Source organism: uncultured Candidatus Kuenenia sp., assembly GCF_900696675.1.
Classification (GTDB): domain Bacteria; phylum Planctomycetota; class Brocadiia; order Brocadiales; family Brocadiaceae; genus Kuenenia; species Kuenenia stuttgartiensis_A.
The window spans coordinates 1-18673 of the sequence record NZ_CAADGZ010000002.1 but is presented as its reverse complement, the minus strand read 5'-3'; the positions used below and the strand labels follow the sequence as shown (position 1 = coordinate 18673).

Annotated in this window: 12 protein-coding genes; 4 read left to right on the top strand and 8 right to left on the bottom strand. The window is 43.3% G+C overall.

The window, feature by feature from the left end; genetic code table 11:
* Nucleotides 1-391: 391 nt before the first annotated feature.
* From argC to QZT26_RS00510, 8 genes are all read right to left on the bottom strand, one after another.
* Entirely contained in the window at nt 392-1423 is a 1032-nt protein-coding gene (gene argC / locus QZT26_RS00545) for an N-acetyl-gamma-glutamyl-phosphate reductase (protein ID WP_099325069.1), read from the bottom strand.
* A gap of 181 nt (nt 1424-1604) precedes the next feature.
* The gene (gene lon, locus QZT26_RS00540; protein WP_295099993.1) at nt 1605-4022 is read right to left on the bottom strand and encodes an endopeptidase La; all 2418 of its coding nucleotides are present in this window, start codon (nt 4020-4022) and stop codon (nt 1605-1607) included.
* 38 nt (nt 4023-4060) lie between these two features.
* Nucleotides 4061-4513, bottom strand: coding sequence for an Hsp20/alpha crystallin family protein (locus QZT26_RS00535; protein WP_099325071.1), 453 nt, complete (start codon nt 4511-4513; stop codon nt 4061-4063).
* Between the two features lie 194 nt (nt 4514-4707).
* On the bottom strand, nt 4708-6345 hold the full coding sequence (gene groL / locus QZT26_RS00530; RefSeq protein WP_295099990.1) for a chaperonin GroEL: 1638 nt from the start codon (nt 6343-6345) through the stop codon (nt 4708-4710).
* 524 nt (nt 6346-6869) lie between these two features.
* The gene (locus QZT26_RS00525) at nt 6870-7208 is read right to left on the bottom strand and encodes a type II toxin-antitoxin system HicB family antitoxin (protein WP_295099989.1); all 339 of its coding nucleotides are present in this window, start codon (nt 7206-7208) and stop codon (nt 6870-6872) included.
* Entirely contained in the window at nt 7205-7465 is a 261-nt protein-coding gene (locus QZT26_RS00520; RefSeq protein WP_295099987.1) for a type II toxin-antitoxin system HicA family toxin, read from the bottom strand. The genes QZT26_RS00525 and QZT26_RS00520 overlap by 4 nt, the downstream gene beginning before the upstream one ends.
* Before the next feature lie 100 nt (nt 7466-7565).
* Nucleotides 7566-8645 (bottom strand): ABC transporter ATP-binding protein, encoded by a 1080-nt coding sequence (locus QZT26_RS00515; protein ID WP_295099985.1) that lies wholly within the window; start codon nt 8643-8645, stop codon nt 7566-7568.
* Entirely contained in the window at nt 8642-9343 is a 702-nt protein-coding gene (locus tag QZT26_RS00510) for a carbohydrate ABC transporter permease (RefSeq protein ID WP_164994388.1), read from the bottom strand. Before QZT26_RS00510 ends, QZT26_RS00515 begins: the two co-directional genes overlap by 4 nt.
* A gap of 553 nt (nt 9344-9896) precedes the next feature.
* Here QZT26_RS00510 and QZT26_RS00505 point away from each other — a divergent pair.
* From QZT26_RS00505 to QZT26_RS00490, 4 genes are all read left to right on the top strand, one after another.
* The gene (locus tag QZT26_RS00505; RefSeq protein WP_169704061.1) at nt 9897-10664 is read left to right on the top strand and encodes a hypothetical protein; all 768 of its coding nucleotides are present in this window, start codon (nt 9897-9899) and stop codon (nt 10662-10664) included.
* A 211-nt stretch (nt 10665-10875) separates the two neighbouring features.
* The gene (locus QZT26_RS00500) at nt 10876-14574 is read left to right on the top strand and encodes a mechanosensitive ion channel domain-containing protein (protein ID WP_295099982.1); all 3699 of its coding nucleotides are present in this window, start codon (nt 10876-10878) and stop codon (nt 14572-14574) included.
* A gap of 480 nt (nt 14575-15054) precedes the next feature.
* The gene (locus QZT26_RS00495) at nt 15055-17271 is read left to right on the top strand and encodes a TonB-dependent receptor (RefSeq protein WP_164994385.1); all 2217 of its coding nucleotides are present in this window, start codon (nt 15055-15057) and stop codon (nt 17269-17271) included.
* A gap of 14 nt (nt 17272-17285) precedes the next feature.
* A complete protein-coding gene (locus QZT26_RS00490; protein WP_295099981.1) occupies nt 17286-18311 on the top strand; it encodes an ABC transporter substrate binding protein in 1026 nt (341 codons plus the stop codon).
* Nucleotides 18312-18673 lie beyond the last annotated feature (362 nt).

The window sequence follows — 18673 nt, the reverse complement described above, 5'->3', positions numbered from 1 at the left end:
TCGATGCCTACCATCATTTTGCCGACCCTGAATGGGATGGCGAGCCTGTTGTTGATGATTCCTGCCCTAAGTGCGGCTACAGTCCGTGTACCTGTGTAAAAAAACCGCAGGGACATTGTCCGGAATGTGGTGAACGGCCTTGTATCTGTATAAAAGAACCGACCGAACCCTGTTCTGTTTGTGGAAATGCCCCATGCATCTGTAACAGGAAACAAAAGGTAAAAATCAAACTGCGCGATGGTAAGGAGCGCGAAATTCAGCATATGATAGCCACTTCATTTTGGAGCGCCGAGGGAAGGCCGATCTCCGCAGAAGAGTTTTTACAGAATATGTTTGGAAAGCTGCCGGTTTCAAAGAGGTCAATTGTTCCGAACTATTACGTATATTTTATCTATTTCAATCCAGTTTCTTCTTTAAATCCGCACATTACATTCATATTTTGTACTGCCTGGCCTGCGGCGCCCTTGATTAAATTATCGATGGCAGAAAGAATCACTATCCTTTTTTCTGTTACCTTTACCGCAATATCGCAGAAGTTTGTGTGGCTTACGTCTTTTGTTTTCGGCAGGGTGTTGTTTTCTTTTAAGCGGATAAAGGGTTCTTTTTGATAAAATTCCCTATAGATATTCAATGCTGCCTCATCGTTCAGAGCTGAAGCGCCTGTCCTTATTTTGGGGTTGCAGTAAATAGTGCATAATATGCCTCTGTTCATGGGGATGAGGTGGGGAACAAACTGGATGGATACGGATTTGCCGGTTTGGGTGGATAGTATATGTTCTATTTCAGGACTGTGGCGATGGCCGCCCACAGCGTATGCCTCGGTATTTTCGTTGCATTCGCAGTAGTGTGTGTCTTCCCGTGCTTCTCGTCCTTTCCCGGAAACGCCCGACTTTGCATCCACAATGATATCATCGGGTTCTATAAGACCTTTCGCAAGCAATGGCGCTAATGCCAGTATGGTTGCGGTAGTGTAGCATCCAGGATTTGCCGTTAATTGAGTATTTTTAATTTTATCGCGAAAAAGCTCCGGCAGGCCGTAGACGGCTTTTGTTATGCCGGTGCTATCGGTATGCCGGGCCTTATACCATTTTTCATACAACGCGCTATCCTGAAACCGGTAATCAGCACTGAAGTCTATTGCCTTTATTCCTTTCTGAATAAAATGCGGCACATATTTCATTGAAATCGTGGGCGGCAGGGTAATAAAGGCAACATCCAGGTTATCAGGGACTTCTTTTTCCTGAATACTATTGCAAGGCAATTCGATTTGACCTTGCAATGAAGGAAATATATCGGAAATTTTAGGACGGTCTGTTCTCCTCACACCGAGAAAGGAAATTTTCACTTCCGGATGGCGAAGAAGGATTTTGATGAGTTCAAGGCTGGTGTAAGCAGTAGCACCAATAATTCCAATGTTTAACATAGCTGTATCTCCCTGCAAGAACGAAAACAGTCATTGGCATTGGTCAACCGCCAACCGCCAACTGCCGATTGCTGACTGTGGATTGTGGATTGTGGATTGTGGACTGTAGATTGCCTATGCCTGTTTTTAAGTATTATTCGCTCCATAAAGAATAGACTTCCTCAAATCCTGCTAATAAACTTTATCCTTTTTTTGGCTCTTCTGCGCCGAAAACAATTGGCAGCATTTCATCTACCCTTTCTACAAATGCGAAATTCAATCTTTTTTTTGTATTTTCAGGAACTTCGGTTAAATCTTTCTCATTTCTCTTCGGTAAGACAACCGTTGTAATCCCTGCCCTCTTGGCTGCCAGTACCTTTTCTTTTATGCCTCCAACGGGTAGAACCCTTCCGCGCAGCGTGATTTCGCCCGTCATTGCCACATTAGAGAGGATTGGCGTCCCTTTCAAAAGTGAGATAAGCGCCATAGCCATTGTTACTCCGGCAGAAGGTCCGTCTTTTGGAATAGCTCCCGCAGGAACATGAATGTGAAAGTCGTATTTATCAAAATCCTTAAATGAAATCTTCAGGCTTTCGAGTTTTGACCTGATATAGCTCATTGCTGCCTGGGCAGATTCTTTCATAATATCCCCTAAACATCCGGTCAGGGTGAGTTTCCCAGTGCCTGGCATAAAAGTCGCCTCAATAAAAAGTATGTCTCCGCCGGCCTGCGTCCACGCGAGACCGGTGGCAACTCCGGCGTCAGTGGTTCGTTCCGCCGCCTCAGAGAAAAACTTGATTGGCCCTAGAAGCGTATTTAATTGTTCCGCATTTATGGTTACCGACGTCTCTTCTCCGGAAGCGATTTTCTTCGCCGTTTTCCTGCAAAGGTGTGCGATTTCACGCTCCAGGTTTCTCAATCCTGCCTCCCGTGTGTAATCAGTGATTACCATCTTTATTGCATCGTCTGTAATCGTTAGCTGCTCCTCCTTGAGGCCGTGGGCTTTTAGCTGCTTGGGAAGGATGAATTTTTTCACGATGGATATTTTTTCTTCCGCAGTATATCCTGAAAGTTCCAACACCTCCATACGATCTTTCAGTGCAGGCGGTACCGTATCTAATATGTTTGCGGTGGTGATAAACATTACATTTGAAAGGTCAAACGCTACGTCGAGATAATGGTCGGAAAAGGCATGGTTTTGTTCAGGGTCAAGCACTTCCAGCAAGGCGGCTGAGGGGTCTCCGCGGAAATCAGCGCCAAGTTTGTCAATTTCGTCCAGCATGAATACCGGATTGTTTGATTCCGCCTTTTTCAGTCCCTGTATGATCCTGCCCGGCAATGCACCGATATATGTGCGCCTGTGACCCCTTATCTCCGCCTCGTCTCTTACTCCTCCCAGGGACATACGGACAAATTTCCTGCCCATCGAACGTGCAATTGACATCCCAACAGAGGTTTTCCCTGTGCCGGGCGGTCCGACAAAGCACAAGATCGGCCCCTTCATATCATCCTTGAGTTTCCTTACCGCAAGATATTCAAGGATCCGTTCCTTTAATTTTTCTAAATCGTAGTGATCTTCATCCAATATTGTGCTTGCCGTTTTAATATCCAGTTGGTCTTTTGTAGAAACCGACCATGGAAGGGCAATCAACAGATCCAGGTATGTCCTTGAAACCGTATATTCCGCCGAAGCAGAATGCATTTTTGCAAGCCGTTCAAGCTCTCGTTCGGCCTCTTTTTTTGCTTCGGCAGGCATTTTGGCATTTTCGATTTTTTCCTTTAATTCTTTTATCTCCATTGAACGTTCGTCGCCTTCGCCCAGTTCATCCTGAATCGCCTTTAGCTGCTGCCTCAGATAATATTCCTTCTGTCCCTTTTCCATTTCGTTCCTTACCTGAGACTGGATTTTTGTAGCCATTTCCAGGACTTCCAATTCGCTGGCAATCAGTGTAGTAACTTTTTGCAAACGCAATTTTACGTTTGCCAGTTCAAGCACCTTTTGTTTTTCCGCCACGCTAACATTTAAATGCGAAGTAATAAGATCCGCTAAACGGCTGGGATTTTCAATATTAACGACAGCTATCTTCAATTCTTCGGGCAGTGATGGCATCATGGAGATCATGTGCGCAAATTGGTCCGCCGCATTTCTTGCCAGTGCCTCTGTCTCTCTATCGTCTTCAATGATATCTTCGATAGCGCTGATTTTTGCTTTAAAATAAGGATCGGATTGAACGTATTCCCCGATTTTTACCCTGCGAAGTCCCTGGACAAGCATTTTTGCAGAATTATCGGGCATGCGCAGCATTTGAAGAACGACAGCCGCCGTGGCGCACTCATAGATATCGGATTGTTTTAGCACTTTAATATCTTTATCTTTCTGCGCGGTCAGGGTCAGGAATCGGTTCCCGGCTAAAACATCGTTCAGGAGTTTAATATCCCTATCGGTATAAACGCTTAACGCCGCGACCATTCCCGGGAATACAACGGTGTCTTTCACTGGAAGCACAGGGGTTTCATGTGGTATTTTTATTCTTTCTATTTTGTCCTGTACTTCTTCTTCAACCGTAAGTACAGGATGCTCCTGGTCTTCGCCATGGTTATTATTTTCGCTATTTGTCATGTTGTGTATTGTTTCCTCTCCGGCAATACAGGGAATGGTTAAAGGTTAATTTTTATGGCAAATGCTTCCGGCTCTTTTTGCTGAATTTTTGGCAGGATTATTTGTAAAAAACCTTCCTTGTATGAGGCTTTTATATTATTTGTATCAACTGGTTTGGGCATATAAAATGCTCTTTCAAAATATCCATACCTGATTTCTACCTGATAGAAACATATCTTTTCGTGAGGTGAGTCGTCAGTTCTGTGACCAGTTATCGTAAGGGTGTCTTTTGAAAAAGAAACCTGCACATTGTGCGGTTTAGTGCCAGGAATGGCCATTTTTACAATAATGTCTTCAGGTGTTTCGTAAATATCTGCCTGGGGTTTCCAGGGAGACATTGAATCGAAAGAATATTCTTTCCCGGCAAAAGAAAAAAATTCGCTTAAGATTTGTTCTATCTTATTTTGTTTTGCATCGGCTTTGTAATAAGTGTCGTTATCATTTGAAATCATTTTAGAATGAAACCTCCAAGTCAAAAGGAAAACGATGTCAATATAACAATTTTCATTTTCAAGTACAAGAGAATTTGCAGCATAAGCATCTGCAAAGAAATAATGATAAAACTGGCATTAGCGCCAAATTCTGCCGAAATAAAAAACCCCGCAAAAGCGGGGTTTTTTGTGATGCCGGTAAAAACGTAAAAAAATTAATACATATCTCCATAACCACCATAGCCGCCGCCAGGAGGCATTGGAGGGGTCTTCTTTTTCTCCGGTATCTTGCCTATTATGGCGTCTGTTGTAAGCAGCAAAGTGGAAACGCTCGCTGCATTTTGCAGTGCGGTTCTCACCACTTTCGTCGGATCAATGATGCCTTCGCTCACCATATCGCAATACCGGTTTGCCCCCGCATCATAGCCGTCATTTCCTTTCGCATTTTCAACATTCTGTACGACAATTGCAGCGCTAACCCCTGCATTCGCTGCGATTTGTCTTAATGGCGCCCTTAAAGCCCTCTGAAGGATATCAACGCCTATTTTTTCATCGCCTGTAAGGGCAAGATCATTCAGGGGGGAAATAGACCTGAGAAGTGATACGCCTCCGCCGGGAAGGATGCCTTCTTCAACGGCAGCTCGGGTTGCATGGAGTGCATCTTCAACACGCGCCTTCTTTTCCTTCATTTCACTTTCCGTTGCCGCGCCTACATTGATCATTACCACGCCGCCAGCCATCTTGGCAAGCCTCTCCTGAAGCTTTTCCCTGTCGTAATCCGATGTGGTAGTCGAGATTTCCCTTTTTATCTGTTCAATACGATCCTTGATTTTTTTGCTTTCACCGGCGCCCTCGATGATGATTGTATTTTCCTTGTCGATTTCTATCTTCTTTGCGCGGCCAAGGTCGCTTAATTCTAACGTTTCAAGGTTAATACCCAAATCTTCAAAAACAGCCTGGCCGCCGGTAAGGACAGCGATGTCTTCCAGCATCGCCTTGCGTTTATCACCAAAACCCGGCGCCTTAACTGCAGCGCATTTCAGCGACCCACGAAGCTTGTTCACAACAAGCAAGGTCAAGGCTTCGCCTTCTATCTCTTCGGCAATAATCAAAAGAGGTTTGCCTGTTTGAGAAATTTTCTCCAATATCGGCACCAGCATCTTGGTGGTGGTTATCTTTTTCTCATGAATAAGCAGGTAAGGGTCTTCCAGAACACATTGCATCGTGTTAGGATTCGTGACGAAATAAGGAGAGAGATATCCTTTGTCAAACTGCAATCCTTCAATCCATTTCGCTTCAGTTTGCAAACTTTTGCCTTCCTCTACCGTAATCACGCCATCTTTGCCGACCTTATCCATAGCGTCGGCGATAATTTTACCGATTTCAGCATCGTAATTAGAGGCTACCGTGGCAATCTGCTCAACCTCTTTTCTTCCCTTTACCGGAATACTCATCTGCCGCAGCTTGTCCACTACACACTGAACGGCCTTGTCTATGCCGCGCTTCAACGCCATTACGTTGGCTCCAGCAGTAACATTCTTAAGCCCTTCTACAAATATTGCCTCTGCAAGCACCGTAGCTGTGGTTGTTCCGTCACCGGCAACATCGCTCGTTTTTGCGGCAACGGACTTTACCATTTGCGCACCGATGTTTTGCATGTGGTCGGGCAAGTCTATTTCTTTCGCAACAGTTACCCCGTCCTTCGTAATCGTTGGCGAACCAAAACTTTTTTGAATAATAACATTACGTCCCCTCGGTCCCAACGTTACCTTTACCGCATCTGCTAATTGTTTTACGCCAATCTTGATTGCCTCCAGCGCGTCGTGATCATAAATAATTTTTTTTGCCGACATAACAAAGTTTCCTCCAAATGTATGTACTGCTGACTTTAATAAATCTTTTAACGGCTGAATTAACGGAGCAAACAGTATGCCGAACAATGCCTGCCGCCCCTCAGCTGACTTCTTTTTCCCCTGCAAATTAACTTATTTAATCACAATAGGATATGTGAAAAGTTTTTTGCACAAAAAAATCTTTACGGATTACATAAACAAGAGTATGCCATTGTGACAGTGTTTTGCTTAAAACCACCCTTTTAGATGTGTCAATATGACAGGATTACGCGGTCGGCAAATGGTATTCGGCGGATGAACAGGCTTTGCGCGAAACCTACCGGCAAAAACAGTCGGCAGTTGGCAATCCACAGTCTACAATTTGCCGATTGCCTGCTGTAAGTACTTTCCATTCTAATGATGGACGACGGATGATAGATGATGGACGATGTTCGTCCTTCGTCCATCGCCCAAAGTTGGGTCGGGATAGGACACTTCATGTATTTTAAGAATTAATCAGGGAGTGTCCCTCTATTTTCAGGTGATCAATTATGTACCAATTCTTTCTCTATTGCTGTTTGAACAAGCTGATTTAATGACAAGCCTTTTTGAATAGCTCTCTCGGCTGCTTTTCTGTGCATCTCTGGCGGTATACGAACATTAAAACTTCCCCTATATGACTTTATAGGCACTTTACCCATTTCTTTACAAAGAGCAGCATAATCATCCGCCGCATTGTGAAATGCCTTTATTAGTTCTTCTACGCTATGACCCTCAAAGATTACAAGGTCATCTATACCCTCGATTTTCCCATGAAAAACTTTATCCTCTGCGCTGAAATGCACAGTTCCCGTGAAACCTTTGTACGTTAAAACATCCTTCATTGTATTAACCCCTTATTTCTTAATGCTTCTTCTATATAATCCAATTGATATCTCTTAAGCTCAACTCCCGGGTGTGGTTTATGCAATCTTATAATATGCCTTGTTTCCGGATTAATAAAGGTTACCCCCGACCCGGCAGTTTTGCCTGACTTTGCCTTTTCATAACCAAATCCAGCCAGAAGACTTTTAAGATCATCATAGGTGAAATCCTTTGGCTTTGATAAGAAACGCCTCAATAATTTCTCAGCCTTACTCATGCTATAAATATAACAGCAAAATAAAAATGTGCAACTGTAATATAGTTGCTATTCCTGTTTTCTCTTATTGCGTAGCACTTTAGTTTTTTGAAAAAGATATTCACGTATGCATGGTATTAACAGATCTGTCTAGGATTCTCATTCCTGTTGACTGGTCGAACCAATGAACCGCATCCGGGGAAAATGCCAGGCCAACAAGGTCGCCAGCCGAGACCGTTGATTCGGTATTTTTTACTGACCAAAGTATATCCGGGGAGATCCTCACATGGCATACTGATTCATGCCCAAGGTATTCAATATGTTCCACAATGCTTTTAATGGCGTTTTTAAAATCCGGCGAAACGCATTGCAATTTTTCAGGACGTATCCCCAGAATAACCTGCGGCGTATTTGCCGGGGGAACCGGGGATTCAAGGATTGTTTCCCCTAAGGCAAAAGAACTTGCCGTGATTAGCCGCACCTCTGCAAAATTCATGGCCGGAGCGCCAACAAACCCAGCGATGAAGGTGTTTTGAGGCGCATTGTATATTTCATAAGGAGTCCCTATCTGTTGCAGATGCCCCTTATCCATAACAGCAATCCGGCCTCCCAGTGTGAGCGCCTCGGTTTGATCATGGGTAACGTAGACGGTGGTAACATTCCGTTGTTTTTGAAGTTTTTTTAATTCCCCCCTCGCTGAAATTCTTAGGCGTGCGTCAAGGTTGCTCAAAGGTTCGTCCATTAAAAATACCTGCGGATTTCTCACGAGCGCCCTTGCCAGTGCAACCCGCTGTTTTTCGCCGCCGGAAAGTTCTTTTGGATACTTTTGCAATAAGTTGTTTATTCCCAGCATCCTGGCGGTATTTTCCACGTTTTCATTTAGATCCTTTGCCTTTCGTATCCTGAGAGGAAATGCAATATTGTCAAATATTTTCATATGCGGATATAAGGCATAGTTCTGAAACACCAGGGCAATGTCCCTTTTGCCGGGAGGCACAGTATTTACAAGGTTATCATTAAAATAAATATCTCCCGAAGAGGGAGTCTCCAGCCCCGCGATCATATTTAATGTCGTGGTCTTTCCGCTCCCGCTCGATCCGAGTACTACAAGGAATTCACCGTCTTGTATCTCCATGTTCAGGCAATTCACCGCAGCGGTGTGTTTGTAATATTTTGTAATATTTCTTAAGTGAATTCTCATTCTTTCACCGCTCCGGAAATAATGCCCTGTACGATATACCTTTGAAAGGCAAGTAAAAAAATAAGGAGCGGAACGGTAACAATCACTGAAGCTGCGGCAATATCTCCCCACGGAACCTCATATGTGCCCTGGAACAGGGCAATGCCTACAGAAGCGAGCCTGGAGGATTCGTCAAGGGTAAAAGTAAGGGCAAACAGAAACTCATTCCAGCAAAAAATAAAGGTTAGAATTGCTGTGGAAATCAGCCCCGGCAATGCAATTGGCGCAATAACGTACCTAAGCGCCTGAAAATGGGTACAGCCGTCAATGAGAGAGGCGTTATCCATTTCGATGGGTATTTTATCAATATATTTTATCATAAGAAATAGCGCCAATGGAAAGTTGTGGGCGCTGTAGGCACAAATAAGCGAAACGGGTAAATTTATCCACCCCAGGGTGTAAAAAAGTTTATACAGGGCGGCAACAAGACAGATCGACGGAAGGGTAAACAAAACAACAATCATAAACAATATCGCCGTTTTCCCTCTGAACGAAAAACGCGAAACACTGTAGGCGGCGAGCAATGCACATGGTATGGCTACGCATACGGTAGAAAGCGAGACCATGAAACTATTGAACAAATAATACGGGAAATGGCTTTTAAAGAGGACGTTTTTGTAAGAGTCAAGGACATACGTTTCAGGGAAAACGGGAGGCAATTGCATAATCTCTGAAGGGGGTTTGAAGGAGGTTAATACAATCCATGCAAACGGGCCTATGCTCCAACAGACCGCCATGAGGGTAAATAGAAAAAAAAGGCATCTTTTTCGCATTTTATAAAGGATGTTATCCGCCTTGCCTACACATTTAAGAAAGCAGGGGCGAGGCACTTGCCCGTTTGGGCATGAGCACATTTATGACAATTTACGGCAAGTGCCTCGCCCCTGCTTTGCGATTATTGGAATTTTTCAAAAACTAAAATGTTACCTATAAAAATAAAGATACGTAATCGGGTTTTTTGGGCCTTAATCGTGACCGTTATAAGACACAAGGAAGGTAAAATTATATACAATACGCATATTTATGAGAAGAAAAAAAGACGGCATTTGAACAGTGTAAAGGGTGTCTGGCAGATACTTTCTATTGAAAAGCCCTAGTGTGTACTTTATAATCGATTCATTAATATTTGCAACAGTTTTCCGATAACCAAAAATGGAAACATGTTGTAATCATTAAAAATCGCATATCTTTGATAAGAAACAGGTGCTCAGGTTGCAAGGAATTAATAACAAGTACACAATACTTAATTTAGCAATAAAGGATTTGGGGTTAAGCGCCTTCACAAACTTCATCGGTATTAATCTGCGTTTTTTTACGGAAAATACCCTAAACGCATTTATCTTTTTTAATATTATCCAGGCGGATGACCCCGCAAACAGGTATGATATACATACCCCAAGCCCCCCCGATATAGCCGGAGATGCAGCAACCATAATTACCCTTACTATCGCGTACCTTTTTTTTACGTCCTATAACGTAAGAAATGCGCTCAACGTCACAATCCGCAATAATAATAAAATGGATACGCAGTACATTAAAGCGGTCAAACATTTAGAAGCGTGTTACCGATGGGTAAAAAACTTTTTTTTGGTAACCGTGGCAGGTTTTGGAGTATATCTTTTTTCGAAATATGTATTGTCAACGGGAATCGACGTGGTCTTTGTTGAAGGCAATGCTATTTCAAATATTTTAGGCATCGTAAGCTGTCTTCTCCAAATCTGTTACCCCTTTATCTTTGTTTATGTATATTGTAAATATGTATTCGCAAATACGGCTATTGCCCTGTTGTTCTATACTTTTTTCTTTATAAGGAATCTTTTTGCGACGGGTTTGCTGGGATTTGTTACTTATTATGATCTGCATGTAGTTGCCCCTTTTTTAGATTGGCTGACGATTCTTATACTATTATATTCCATAGGCTGCATAATGCTGCATCATAGCGCCTCTAAATTGTTTCATAAAATTGAATTTAAGGGGTGACAGGTTTGCAACCAGAACCCATAGTTTTATGTTTAGGAATTTCAATATTTTCAGTTAAATAATGAACAAACCCACCCCTCAATCCCCTCCCAAGAGGGGACTTATAAAATTCCCCTCTTGAGAGGGATCGGAGGTGGGTAAAAATGAATGCCGTTGGGTTTTTGGCTTTTGAAACCTTAGCCTAACTTAGCCATAGGAGGTATTTTTTCAGTTGAAAACCTTAAAAAAGTACACCATTAAAGTTGTTGTATGCGTGGCAATGTGTTTACTGTGGACTTCCCTGTATACACAGGCACAGGACCAAACCGTTGCCGTTGAGAAAAAAGCAGATGAGATTAAACTAACGGGACAGCGTACGGCAATAAAAAACGAAGATCTTGAAAAGGCGAAAAATAGACTCGAAGAAATAAAGGTCAGCGCAGAAAAGACTATTACTGAAAATGAAACGGCAATTTTGAAATTGCAAAGCGATCGGGAATCAACATCTTCCTACCTTAAAAAATTAACGGAAGAAAAAAATACCTACCCGGCAGAAGAACCGCATGTGAAATATTTGGAATTGTTAGACAAAGAGATCGGCATCCTAAAAGAAAAGATTGACGCGGGCAATGAGCAATTAGAAGAGTGCGAGGATCTCATCGCAGCACTTCAGCATCAGGTAAGGATATATGCAAATTACGTTTCATTATTATCTTCAGCGTTAAAGTTAAATGAAACAATTGCAGCAACCCCTGCCGACCAGGCGGCGCTTGTCAGACAGGAAGCTGAGATTGCAAAGGGATATATCAAAGCGGCGCAGGCAAGCATGAAAGAAAAAGAATCATTAATTGCCATTGCTACAAAAGAATTGGAGGATTACAGGCTTAAAGCGCCCGTTATCATGCAAGGGCTTGTTAAGGTGCTGGAGTCATTGAAAGCGGATACTGCCGGCAGTACATTGGAAAGTCTGGTGCAGGAAAAGATAAACAATGTTTTGTTCTGGCAAAAGGAGGTAAGCAATCTATGGATTTCAATATTTAAAAAAAGACTGACGATAGCAAAAATTCAATATGATGAAGCAATTCAGGCGCTAAAGTCTGCAGAATTCAACGCGGAGTTATTGGCAGAAAAAGCCGGCCTTTTGGAGGAAAAGCAGAAAACAGAAGAATTGAAAAGAAAACAGGAAGAGCTGGCGTACGCAAAAAAGGTTGAAGAAGTTACAAAAAAGGCTGCGGAGGTCACCCGGGCAGAGACGGAAAAAACCATACAGGAGGCTGCTAAGAAAGGAGAAGAAATTGTTCAGGAGCAAATGATAACCACCTCCCCGGAAAAAAAGAGGGTGCTGGAATTAGAGGCAGAAGTCTACAAACAGAACGGTATGGTGGCAAAAATGAAGGACGCACTTATTACGGAAGGCGCACAGCGATATAAAGGGCGTACCGAACTTAAGAAATTACAGGCAGACATTGGCGTTTTTCTGAGTAAGGGCGCCACGGCAAAAGATATCGAGGAAATGGAAAAGAAGGTCGCTGCGGAGGAAAAGCGTTATTCAGAGGCGGTCAATTCAGTAAAAAGCCTTATTGTTTCCTTAGATCAGGTGAAGAAACTCCTTTCTGATAAACTTGCCCTTTCCAGCGAAGAGATGTCAAATATTAAAAAGGAAGTTTCCTCTTTTGCCGATAAGGAATTGGCGCAGCAGGCAATTAATCATGTGGAACAAAGAATCAAGGCGCAGGAAGAACAGTTCTCTCTTGTTCTGGAAAGAGTAAATATTTTATATGAACGTCTGGAAATAAGGGAATATGGCATGTCAGTGCTTTCAAATGTCAAAGAAAAATTACAACAGATGAAAGCGGCAAACATATGGAAAAGGGATGAAGTGCAGATAACCACCCAAACCTTTGACGTAATTTACCTTGATGTTATAAACCTTCCTTCAGGTATTCATGCTCTTCTTGAAACAGCAAAGAGCCATATGAAAAACGCAGCGGCATATATTACTCTTGAGAAAAATACGGTTCGTTTCTGGTTAAGATGCCTTGGATTGACGTCACTCATAGCATTATTTTATTTTTCCAACCGGTATATACGCCGATGGAGCACAGACACCCTGCAACAGTTGCATGAATCAATAACCTTTACCTATTTTAAATCGCGGTTGCTCCCCAGCCTGCTTGTAATACTGGATAAGAGTATTACTGTGCTCTGGGTGGCGGTCCTTTGCATATTGATACGCGCGTTATTCCCTGTAAAAATACCGTCAACAACTTCAGCGATGTATATACTATTATATATTTCTCTTTATACGGCGCTGAAAGGTTTTCTTGTGGAGTCTTTCGGTCCGGAAAAGGGACACAGGAAACTCGTTGTTTCACTCGCCTACATATCACCAAAGCATATTTACAAGTCATTAAGCATCATTTTGCTCTTTTCCCTCATTTCCTTGTCTTTTATTACGGTACTTACCGTATTTCAGTACAAAAGAGACGTTATTGACCTGTTCTGGTTCATCTATCGAATAGGAATGCTGCTCCTGCTTTTGTGGCTTGCAACCCAAAAATCCCTGTTTTTCAAATTGTTGCCTGGAAAGAACAGCCAGTTGGGAAGGCTCATTCAGCGTATTATTGGCATTATTTACCCGGTGTTTGTGGTGTTTGTCGTCTCTCTTTTTGCGATACGCAGTCTGGGATATCCTATATTGACGTATGTACTGCTGAAAACATGTATAAAAAGTATAGTTGCCGCAATTATCGCTCTATGGATAGCGAAATTCCTGCTTTACCGGATAAGCAGAATGAGAGAAAGACTTTTTGCGGCGAGAAAAATAGAAAAGAACACCCCCGAAGAAAAGAAATTTAATGCGGCGACTGCGGCTTACGGTATCTCATTAAACTACGTCGCCTCCATTGTTTGTGCGATAGTTATTGTACGGATATGGATGGGAACCTTCCGGGATGCAGTGGATTCTCCCGCCGCGCCCTATCTTATTCAGAAGATTTTTGCACAGGTAGGCATAATTTTCAGGAGCATTGGCAATGGCCTGTTGTACCGTTTCGTAATGCAGGAGGGAAGGTACACAACGCCGCTGAGAATTATCTTTGCAATACTCGTATTGGTTGCGTTTTTCTTCCTTGCGCGTTATATAAAAAAATTGATGGAAGAAAGGGTGTTTTCCAGGCTGGGAATGGAACGAGGGCTTAAGCATTCGTTCTCCAACCTTATCCGATATTTTATCGTAGCCATCGCCGTGCTTATCGGGTTCAATCTGGCGGGAATACCTTTACGCAGCCTTGCCTTCTTTGCCGGCGCATTTGGCATCGGGATCGGATTCGGCATGCAAAACATCATAAGTAATTTTGTCAGCGGTATCATACTTTTACTTGAACGACCAATGCGTGTGGGCGACGTGGTAATCCTTGACGACGGGACATTAGGCACTATTGAAAAAATCAGCACCCGAAGCACCACAATGATCACCCCGGACAATTTTGTTTTAACCATACCCAACTCAAAGTTCGTTGAAGGCAGGGTGACAAATTGGTCATTGCCTGATTCCGTGATGCGGGGCAGTGTTCAGGTGGGGGTTGCTTATGGGTCTGATGTCGCCCTCGTAAAAAAATGCCTCTTAGAAATTGCCGCACAAAATCAGAATGTAAAGAAATTCCCTGAACCTTATGTACGGTTTGATGATTTTGGCGATAGCTCGCTTGTCTTTAAATTATTCTATTGGGCGGATGACCCCGGAAAACGATGGTTTGCCATGAGCGAGATGCGTTTTAGCATCGATGAAGTATTTCGCAAAAATAAAATAGAAATTGCATTTCCCCAAAGAGATATTCATATTCGTTCCTATGTGCCATTCCCCGGCAGCAACACGGTGCATGAAAACAACAAACGGGAAGAAACACAGGAAAAACCGCAGAATACCTGATGGAATGCTAAGGAATTTCAATGCGTAGAGGCGAAGCATCTGCTATAAACGGTTACGACTCGTTCCTCATCCGATATCTAAGTCCACTAAGTTCCCGGCGCGGCCTCTGGCCGCAACCAAATTCGAAATACAAAACAAATTCAAATGATAAAAAACCCAATGCTACAAACTTTACGTAAGCCCCATCTAATCCATTCTTTACAGTTCTGCATTTTGAAAAACCAGCATTAAAAACAAAAGGTTGATGGATAGTCGTCTGTCGTGCGATGCGGTTCGTCGCAATACAAATGACAATTTCCAGTTTCAAAAGGCTAAACTGTTGTATATTTTCTGATGTTCAATTTAACTACAAGAATAAAAATATTTGAAATCTTACTCATTTTTGGTTTAATGCTACCGCAGATTGAAAAAGCATTTTCCTGTCATCTCTACTTTACACCTCTCTTCTCACATCACACCATTCGGAAGTAGGCGGAGAATTTGAAAGAATCAAATATGAATCGTAATTTTGAAAAAAACGAATGTGGAAACATTATCGCGGCGTTTCTGTTTTTCATCTTTCTTCTTGCAGGCATTTCCGGGACACTTTTTGCTGCCGGTACGGAAACGGCACATCAGTGGGAAACGCCTCAAAAACCGGTTTCTCAAACATCCAACGGTGGTATTGATACTTCGGTATTAGATATGCATTCCTCTGAAGTTCTCTGGCTTGAAAGCGAAGGGGTAGCCATTGCCACGAGACATGAAACACCCGTGAGCAAGGCGCCGGGAATTGTTACCGTAATAACGGCTGAAGAAATCAAACACCTGGGCTACCGCACCTTTGCGGAAATCTTAAGGACCGTGCCTGGATTTGAAATCCTTAAGTTGCCTGATTTTGGCGACGTGGTGCCGGCTGTGCGTGGCCTTGAGGCCGCAAACAAGGTAAGGCTGATGCTTGATGGACACTTTGTAAACAGTCCCCTGAAGGGGAGTTCCTTTAACGCTTTTGATGACTTCCCGGTGCAAAATATAAAGAAGATAGAAATTATTCGAGGGCCTGGATCCGCAGTGTACGGAGAAAATGCATTCCTGGCCGTCATCAATATCATCACTAAGGATGCAGGCGATATCGACGGCGCCAGAATAAGCAGCGGCTACGGGAGTTTTAACACATACGAGGAGAATGTTATATTCGGCAAGAAATACGGGAAGGTTGACATCTCCGGCATGCTTCATTACCGGTCAACGGATGGTTTTAGCGGTACGTTAGAGAGAGACGTGCAGACAACGCTCGATGAAGTTTTTGGCACTTCGGCATCAAATACGCCTGGAAATGTGCATGATAAACGGCAGGAATTCGCAATGAATCTCAAAGTTGAGTACGATAACCTGTGGTTTCATGGATGGTATAACAATAAAAACAGGGAAACCTTTGTCGGTCCCCAATACGTGTTGAGCAATGATTCCGATATAGAAAACAATTATGTTTTCGGCGAAATAGGATACAAAAAGATTTTTGACGGGGGACTTACCATAAAGCCAAGAATTTATTATGACCAATTCGATATCAGGCCTGAAATTGAAGCATACCCGGAAGGCTCGGTACTCGCCTTTGACACAAACAAGGACGGCGTCTACGACACCACGGTATCATTTCCTGATGGTTTTATTGGCATTGGCAGTGAGATTGAAAGGATAGCAGGGGCGGAAGTGCCCTTTGATTATGAGTTATTTGATAAAAACATCCTCACCGTAGGACTGGAATATCGTTGGGTGAATCAGGGAAACGTCCGCTATCAAAGCAACTTTAATCCTGCAACCTACGAAGTCTTTGACGCAGTACAAAATCTTTCAGATACCTACCCGTATCTGAAAGAGGCGACCCGCCGGATATTGTCCGTATATTTACAGGATACCTGGGACTTGACAGACACCCTGAACTTAACGCTGGGGGTGCGCCATGACCAGTACAGCGATTTTGGCGGGGCAACCAGTCCACGCACCGGCCTGACCTGGGCGTTTATGAAAAACGCCTCGCTGAAACTCCTGTACGGAGAGGCATTCCGCGCGCCGGATTTTATGGAAATGTACATCCAAAACAATCCGGCACTTCAGGGAAACGAAGACCTCGACCCTGAAATTATCAAGACCTATGAAGCGGGATTGAGTTATAGATTTAACAAATATGTTACGGGCGGTTTAAATTATTTTTACAACGATATACAGGACTTTATCGTCAAGCGGCCGTTAACTCCCGGCAGCACCACCTTACGTTACGAAAATTATGGAGACGGGCACGTGCATGGAGTCGAAATGGAAACGAATGTGGATATTGGTGGAGGCAACTACCTGTTTATGAATTATTCGTTTCAGGATCCTAATGATGACAACGGCAACGATTTGCCATACGTCGCCCGGCACAAGGGCAACTTTGGGGTAAACGTGCGTTACTGGAAATATATAAACACCAACGTAAACACATTTGTCAGTGGAAGGCGGTCGAGGGAGGCTGATGACGCAAGGGATGACATGCCTTCATATGCATTGCTGAATCTTTCCGTAATTGGCAAGGAATTTTTCAGGACGATGGAAATACAGGGCACGGTGTTTAACCTGCTCGACAAGGATTACAATGACCCGGGGACTGCATCCATGTCAAGCGACCTTCCCCGTCCCGGGAGGTCGTTTTTTATTGGATTAAGTTATCAATTTTAGCTCCAGGGAACCGGATGGGTATGCATACACAGGGACAGGAATTGGTTCACGCCGCATCGCACCTTTCAATCGCCTTTATTGGCAACATTTCAAAGCAGATAGCACCCGTTTTCGTTTTTTTTCTGGCATTGTTTGCTGCCGTAATGTTAGGGGCTATTCCAAATGCAAATGGGAGCGGATACCGCGCCGTTATCGTGAAAAGCCTGGATATTCCGGCATATAATGACGTTGCCAAAGGTTTTAAAAAGCAGTGCCGTCATTACGGTATATCTCTCATGGCAACGTACGATTTAAAAGGAGACATTGAAGAAGGAAAACGGGACATCCAAATTATACAGGAACTCAAACCTGAGCCGGATATCATCATCACCATAGGAGTCCTTGCAACAACGCTCGCAAGAAAACACATCAGCAATATACCCCTGCTGTTTTGCGCCGTTATTAATCATGAACTGCTGGATTTGAGCGGCGAAAATATCTACGGCATCTCTTCCAGCGTGCCTTTCGAAGAACAATTTGCTGTAGTGAATAAGATGTTTCAGTCGCAAAAAACGATCGGGATAATATATGACCCGGCAAAAACCGAAAAGATTGTGTCAGAACTAACGTCTTTAGACGGCAGGCACGGCTACAAGTTTATTACCAGAAAGGTTACTTCCGGAAATGCCATCAAACCCGCGCTTGACGATTTCCGTAAGAAAATTGACGTTTTGTGGGTAGTGCCGGACGATACCGTGATTTCAAAGGAGTCAATCGGCATATTTCAGGATGCGGTAACGGAAAACCGCCTGCCCATATTTTGTACTTCGAGTGCGCTTGTCAGGACCGGTGCGCTGGTCTCTATCTCCCCGGAGTATTATTCGATGGGTGAACAGGCGGCAAAAATGGCGCAGGAGTTATTGCATGACCCCTCACAAAATTCGCCACGCTGTATGAAACCGGAAAAATTGACAATCACGATCAATGCCAGGACAGCGGAAATGCTGAAAATAGATATATCGCAGTTTTTTTCATTACCCGACGTGGTGATATACAAGTAATCTAAAAATGAGTAACACTTTGGTTTTTAAAAAAAGCGTATTACCGATAAGCTCCGTAGTAGCAACCTGTTTGTAGATAGGATACCATAACAGATCGTAGAGACAGGTTTGAAACCTGTCTCTATAATCAGGAGCGGCCTGTCTTCCTGTCAATCATATACAGGCCGCTCCTGCGGAGCTATTTACCTGTTGAATTTTATTGTGCTACAAACAGACCGCCCCTAAAGGGGCTACATTGCTTTTTATGTCCACTTGGATTTTTCAAATAACTAAGGTGCTATGAATTATTTGATCAAAAACAACCCCCTTTTCCCCCCCCCTTTATTAAGTGGGACTTTTGCGGCCGTTTGCTTAACTTAATG